The organism is Morganella psychrotolerans (genome assembly GCF_001676155.1).
Taxonomy (GTDB): Bacteria; Pseudomonadota; Gammaproteobacteria; order Enterobacterales; family Enterobacteriaceae; genus Morganella; species Morganella psychrotolerans.
This window is the reverse complement of sequence record NZ_LZEW01000010.1, coordinates 1-4,888: the sequence shown is the minus strand read 5'-3', so window position 1 is coordinate 4,888 and position 4,888 is coordinate 1. Positions and strand designations below refer to the sequence as shown.

The window sequence follows — 4,888 nt, the reverse complement described above, 5'->3', positions numbered from 1 at the left end:
CCACGCCACGAACACCGAGCCGACAACACCGACGCCGACAACACCGACGCCGACAACACCGACGCCGACAACACCGACGCCGACAATATCGACACCGATACCGACACCGACAATCTGGGATTAAAAACCAAGAGGATACGCCGGCAAGTAATTGTCCGGCGTATCCCATGAAGGAGAGAATATGTTACCAGCAGCACGAATGGGTGATGTTGCCTGTCACTGCGGATGTGTGGAAGCAGGGTCATGTAATGTAACAACCAATAATATTCCGCAAACATTTATCGGGGCACCGGTTTGCTGCTCTATCCACGTTAAATGTTGTATATCCAGTGCTTCATGTTCTGTCTTTGTAAACAATATTCCGGCTGCCCGTGCAGGAGATTGTGGCGGGTGTGGTACTGCTATCTCAAGTGGTTCATGTAACGTTTTTATCGGTCATTGAATCATGTTATTGCATTTTAACTGGCCGACCCGGAAAGGGTCGGTCAAACTGACTGAACAAAATACCATTGATAATCCGGTGATTATTAATGCATTCACTGCGAATGTATCATTACAGTCCCGCAATGATCAGGATACTGATGTTTTATTTTATTACACCAATACGGGACCGGTTTTGCAGAATACCTGTCAGGACCTGGTGTGTTTTGTAAATAAACAGCAGGTTCCTTTTGGTACAAAGGTCCGTTTAATATATGGATCGACGGTTCAGATAGGTCATTTTTCGCTTTCATTTGTTGCAGCTGAAAATAGTCAGTCAGCGTCTGTTATTGAAGCTTTAACTGAGCTGACACCGACAAAAGTAGATTTCAGTAATATTGAAATACACGAAATATTACCGCAGGGTGCGGGATTTATTTCAATGGAATATGCAAGTGAAGAAAGCAGAAAAAAATGGAGATGCATTAAAAAAAACTGGAAGTTGAATATAAGAAATTTCTTTTATGGGGAGAAATTGATTCTCTTCAGAATGAAGATAGCAATGCACAGGAAGCAAAATTAACAACAGACGATGATGGTAGTTTCGACTCACTTTGTGAGCAAATAAAAGACCTGAATCTGACAGAGTGTATTTTTGAAACGTCCGCATTTATGGAACGTGTCTGGCGTGAACTATCAACTATGGAAGAAGTCGATTTAACACAGGATGAGCATGAGGATTACGACATTCTCAGAATGTTGGCTCCGGATGGAATTATTCCGTATGCAAAAGACTCAGTTTCATCACTTGTTTCGAAGGAACTCTATAAATTAGGCTTAGATAGCCGTTTATAATTAATTAAGGATTTTGATAATGGCCACAACGCAAAAACTCTCTGATATTCTCTCTGGTTCATCACTGGATGAATTTTTTGAAGATACGCTTAATAAAGTAAAACAACAGCCGAGTGACTTAGTTTTTCGTGAAACACTGTTTAAACTCTATTGCCTGAAAGGCTATTGGGAAAAGGCGATGGTTCAGCTGGAAACATGGTCATTAATTGATGGTCATAATGATGATAAGCAGCTTGAGCTGTATAAAAAATTTAGTATTCAGTGAAATTTTACGTGAAGAGATCCTGAAAGGAAAGCGTGAGCCAATGACGCTGCAGCAGGAATTACCGGAGTGGATGAAATCTATCTGGGAAGCGAATAAATTACTGATTGAAAATAAATTAGATAAATCAGAAGCACTGCGTTTGCAGGCATTTGAAAATGCCCCTGCTGTTGGCGGTAGTGGTGAAACGATTGGTGATTTTGCCTGGATGGCAGATAACGACAGCCGTTTAGGGCCGATTTGCGAATTTATTGTTGCCGGTGGCTATCGCTGGGTTCCGTTTGCAGATATTGAAACTATCAATATTGTAAAACCCCGTGATTTACTGGATCTTATTTGGATTCATGCTCAGGTTAAAGTCAAAAGCGATATTTTTTTATGGCTATATCCCGGCTCGCTATCCTGTACGTGATACAGACAGTGATAAAATCAAATTGGGTTTTGAAACTCAGTGGGATCAGATCTCTGAATATTTCCTGACAGGTAAAGGCGGGAAAATGGTTATCACTGATATGGGTGAATATCCGTTATCTGAGCTAAATAAAGTTTCTATGGTAATGGTAAATACTGAAACCGAAAATGTTGGATAATAAAAAACAATATCTGCCTGCATTGCTTGATCGGTTGATCGATGAACATCCGAAAGAGCGGCGTGAGCCTGTCGATAAATTTTATTTCGATTCGCGTAAAATGCGTTCGGTGATATTGCGTGATCTTCTTAATATTCTCGGCACTGAAAATACAGAAGGGCAATTACAGCGTTACAGTAAATCGCCGGTTGTAGATTCAGTGATTAATTATGGCATCGCTCCGTTAACCGGGGCGTATGCCCGCCAATTGACCTGGGAACAGGTCGAAGAAAAACTACGTAATGCGATATTACGTTTTGAAAGCAGAGTTATTCCGGACTCACTGATTATTTCTCCCCTCGCGGATAAAGACCAGTATGCTCAATATGGAGTGATTATTTTTGAAATAAGAACCCTGGTTTATTGGGATCCTTATCCGTTAGATTTACGTATTAACGGAACGTATGATATGGAAACGCAGCAGGTTAGTTTAAGTTACCGGTAAGTCTGTCTCATACGACTGAGAGATTAATACCCTCATCCGATTTCGGTAAAAAGGGCATATTGCGATATGCCCTTTTTATTTTAATCACATTGACAGGAAATCCATACCATACATGATAGTTTCTTTCTTTATTTTGTAGCCATTTTCTGTACTAAATACTTTTGGTCCGGGATTTTCACTGTGCTGTGCAATATATAACTCACCAATTTCGAGCACTTCATAGCCCAGTTCATCTTTCAGCAAGGTCAGTATTTTCTTTTTCTTTTCTATTGTGGATTTCATGTAGTCACCCCAAGCCTCGAAAAGAATATAAGGGTATCCCGATTTTATTAACCACTGTTTCCCACCGGTAAGAACTTCCAGTTCCATTCCTTCCACATCTATTTTAACTAAATGAGCCAGAGGAAGATTCAGGCTATCCAGCGTATTTATTTGCACTTTTACTGTTTTTTCCGGTAATGTTGCACGTTGCTCTTTCAGTATATCAGCATCCAGTGACAGTGCACCCAGGTTAGCATCTGCGAAAGCATCTAAAACGGGAACATCAATTTCACCATTATGCTCGCCTATTGCCAGGTTATATGTAAAACAGTTGGTTATTTTATTTAAAAATATATTTCCGCAAAGTTGATTATATACCTGGCGCTGAGGTTCATAAGAGTAAACAGTACCGTTTTTCTTACTGATATGTTTACTCATCGGTACTGACCATGCACCTAAATTTGCACCAATATCTATCAGAACAGCAGAATTAATATCTTCTGTTAATTTTTTACAGGTATCGACAGTAAATGCTTCCCATACTTCACCATTGCGCAGTCGTACACTAATATAATCCGGACCGGAAGTGAGCAGGTAGTGGCAGTCGTCACTGGTTGTATAGATATCGCATTCGCGTGATGTATTATTTTCCATGACTTAAAATCCAGGTGCTCTTTACAAGCACTCTATTGTACGGGCTATAATGAAAATGATTGTTCTGTAATAATAACATTATACCTGAATTAACGAAAATCAGTTGTGCATGATATGTTTTTAATGAAAATAGGCGTGGTTTATTAAATGCATTTAAAATCAGCAAGATAGTTTTTTATAATAAGATTAACTGATAGTTGGTTATAAGATAATTCCGGATATTTTGTCTTTTATTAATGTTTTATTTTATTTACCTAAAAATCCATCAGTACAATCATCTTCCGTCGATTTTTATAATGTGTATCATTAAAATAAAAAACATCAAATGCAGAGTGTTTATCTTATCATGAAAATAACATGCGTATTTTTTGTCGCTGGTGTTGTTAGTCGGATATATTTAGGAATATACCGGATAAAAAACATGATTCATTTTACCTTCCTTTGTATGTAAAATCGGTATCACTATTGCAGTGACACTGACATTATATACTCATCATACTTCATGACACCCGGGTGCTGACTACACACAGATTGACGTCTACAGGTATCCCGAATTATTCAGAGTATGCCTTTTTATGAAAATAGAGTGTTCTTGTTATATATACTGCTACAGCTAATAAATAATGATGCAAAACCAATCGCTATGTCAGGGAATAATCAGATCTTATTCATCAGAGATGTATTCGACAGGCATCTGCTTCATTTTATATACAGGAGTTACGTAACATGCCCATCGTTATAGGTGTTGTTGATAAAACAACCCGCATTACGAAAAAAGCCGGCCCATCCGTAAAAAATGGGGTAAGTGTACTGAAGGCCATCCCCGGGGTGGATTATGTATTAGTTGATAAACAAACCGGTGCGGCGCCTCAAAAAGTGATCATGGTCCGTGATGGTAATAATCTGAAGCTATTTTTGATGGGTGAGGAAGAGCCATCCATTATTATTGAGGATTATTATCTGGTTCCGGGACAGATTATCGGAGAAACGGCGGGTAAGCAGGTTCATGACTATACGCCTCAGTCTGCTGTAGAGCATGACAACATTGGTAATATGGCGGATAAACAAGCATCTGTTCAGCAGCAGGGTGACAAGATCCTGGCACCGATTACCTGGGAGTCATCCGGTATCGGCTGGGAGTTACTGGCTTTCCTCGGTCTGACAGCCGCTGCGGGTGCTGCGGTTGCCGTATCAAAAGATCATAAGTCCGGTGATAATCATAATAATGATGATTCATCAAACGGCAATACTGACTCAGGCAGTAAAGATAACGGAAACACCGGCAAAGAGCCCGGCACAGACGGCAAAGAGCCCGGCACAGACGGCAAAGAGCCCGGCACAGACGGCAAAGAGCCCGGCACT

At 40.0% G+C, this 4,888-nt stretch carries 9 protein-coding genes; 8 read left to right on the top strand and 1 reads right to left on the bottom strand.

The genetic code is table 11. From position 1 onward, the window contains the following. Positions 1–181 precede the first annotated feature (181 nt). The 7 genes from AYY16_RS21530 to AYY16_RS10310 are packed head-to-tail and all read left to right on the top strand — an operon-like array spanning position 182 to position 2,611. Positions 182–442, top strand: coding sequence for a PAAR domain-containing protein (locus AYY16_RS21530; protein WP_082970691.1), 261 nt, complete (start codon positions 182–184; stop codon positions 440–442). A gap of 3 nt (positions 443–445) precedes the next feature. After that, positions 446–1,003 (top strand): hypothetical protein, encoded by a 558-nt coding sequence (locus AYY16_RS10320; protein WP_067365929.1) that lies wholly within the window; start codon positions 446–448, stop codon positions 1,001–1,003. Further along, entirely contained in the window at positions 916–1,275 is a 360-nt protein-coding gene (locus tag AYY16_RS20265; protein WP_156664990.1) for a TagK domain-containing protein, read from the top strand. Before AYY16_RS10320 ends, AYY16_RS20265 begins: the two co-directional genes overlap by 88 nt. Positions 1,276–1,294: 19 nt before the next feature. Then, positions 1,295–1,540 (top strand): hypothetical protein, encoded by a 246-nt coding sequence (locus AYY16_RS19750; RefSeq protein WP_082970690.1) that lies wholly within the window; start codon positions 1,295–1,297, stop codon positions 1,538–1,540. Then, positions 1,509–1,949 (top strand): type VI secretion system accessory protein TagJ, encoded by a 441-nt coding sequence (locus AYY16_RS19745; RefSeq protein WP_162271053.1) that lies wholly within the window; start codon positions 1,509–1,511, stop codon positions 1,947–1,949. The genes AYY16_RS19750 and AYY16_RS19745 overlap by 32 nt, the downstream gene beginning before the upstream one ends. Then, the gene (locus AYY16_RS21695) at positions 1,882–2,127 is read left to right on the top strand and encodes a type VI secretion system accessory protein TagJ (RefSeq protein WP_156664988.1); all 246 of its coding nucleotides are present in this window, start codon (positions 1,882–1,884) and stop codon (positions 2,125–2,127) included. The genes AYY16_RS19745 and AYY16_RS21695 overlap by 68 nt, the downstream gene beginning before the upstream one ends. Continuing rightward, positions 2,117–2,611, top strand: coding sequence for a type VI secretion system baseplate subunit TssE (locus AYY16_RS10310; protein WP_082970688.1), 495 nt, complete (start codon positions 2,117–2,119; stop codon positions 2,609–2,611). Before AYY16_RS21695 ends, AYY16_RS10310 begins: the two co-directional genes overlap by 11 nt. An 84-nt stretch (positions 2,612–2,695) precedes the next feature. On the opposite strand, the gene AYY16_RS10305 is transcribed toward AYY16_RS10310, so the two are convergent. Further along, entirely contained in the window at positions 2,696–3,526 is an 831-nt protein-coding gene (locus AYY16_RS10305; RefSeq protein ID WP_067365926.1) for an FkbM family methyltransferase, read from the bottom strand. 726 nt (positions 3,527–4,252) lie between these two features. Between AYY16_RS10305 and AYY16_RS10300 the strand changes: the two genes are divergently transcribed. Next, the coding region (locus AYY16_RS10300) for a hypothetical protein (protein ID WP_208020736.1) at positions 4,253–4,888 on the top strand (636 nt) is incomplete at its 3' end.

What these genes read in the sequence shown, in the direction of transcription:
- AYY16_RS21695 (WP_156664988.1), top strand. Translation starts at nt 1,882, where the DNA reads ATGCTCAGGTTAAAGTCAAAAGCGATATTTTTTTATGGCTATATCCCG.
- AYY16_RS10305 (WP_067365926.1), bottom strand. Translation starts at nt 3,526, where the DNA reads ATGGAAAATAATACATCACGCGAATGCGATATCTATACAACCAGTGAC.
- AYY16_RS10310 (WP_082970688.1), top strand. Translation starts at nt 2,117, where the DNA reads ATGTTGGATAATAAAAAACAATATCTGCCTGCATTGCTTGATCGGTTG.
- AYY16_RS19750 (WP_082970690.1), top strand. Translation starts at nt 1,295, where the DNA reads ATGGCCACAACGCAAAAACTCTCTGATATTCTCTCTGGTTCATCACTG.
- AYY16_RS10320 (WP_067365929.1), top strand. Translation starts at nt 446, where the DNA reads ATGTTATTGCATTTTAACTGGCCGACCCGGAAAGGGTCGGTCAAACTG.
- AYY16_RS21530 (WP_082970691.1), top strand. Translation starts at nt 182, where the DNA reads ATGTTACCAGCAGCACGAATGGGTGATGTTGCCTGTCACTGCGGATGT.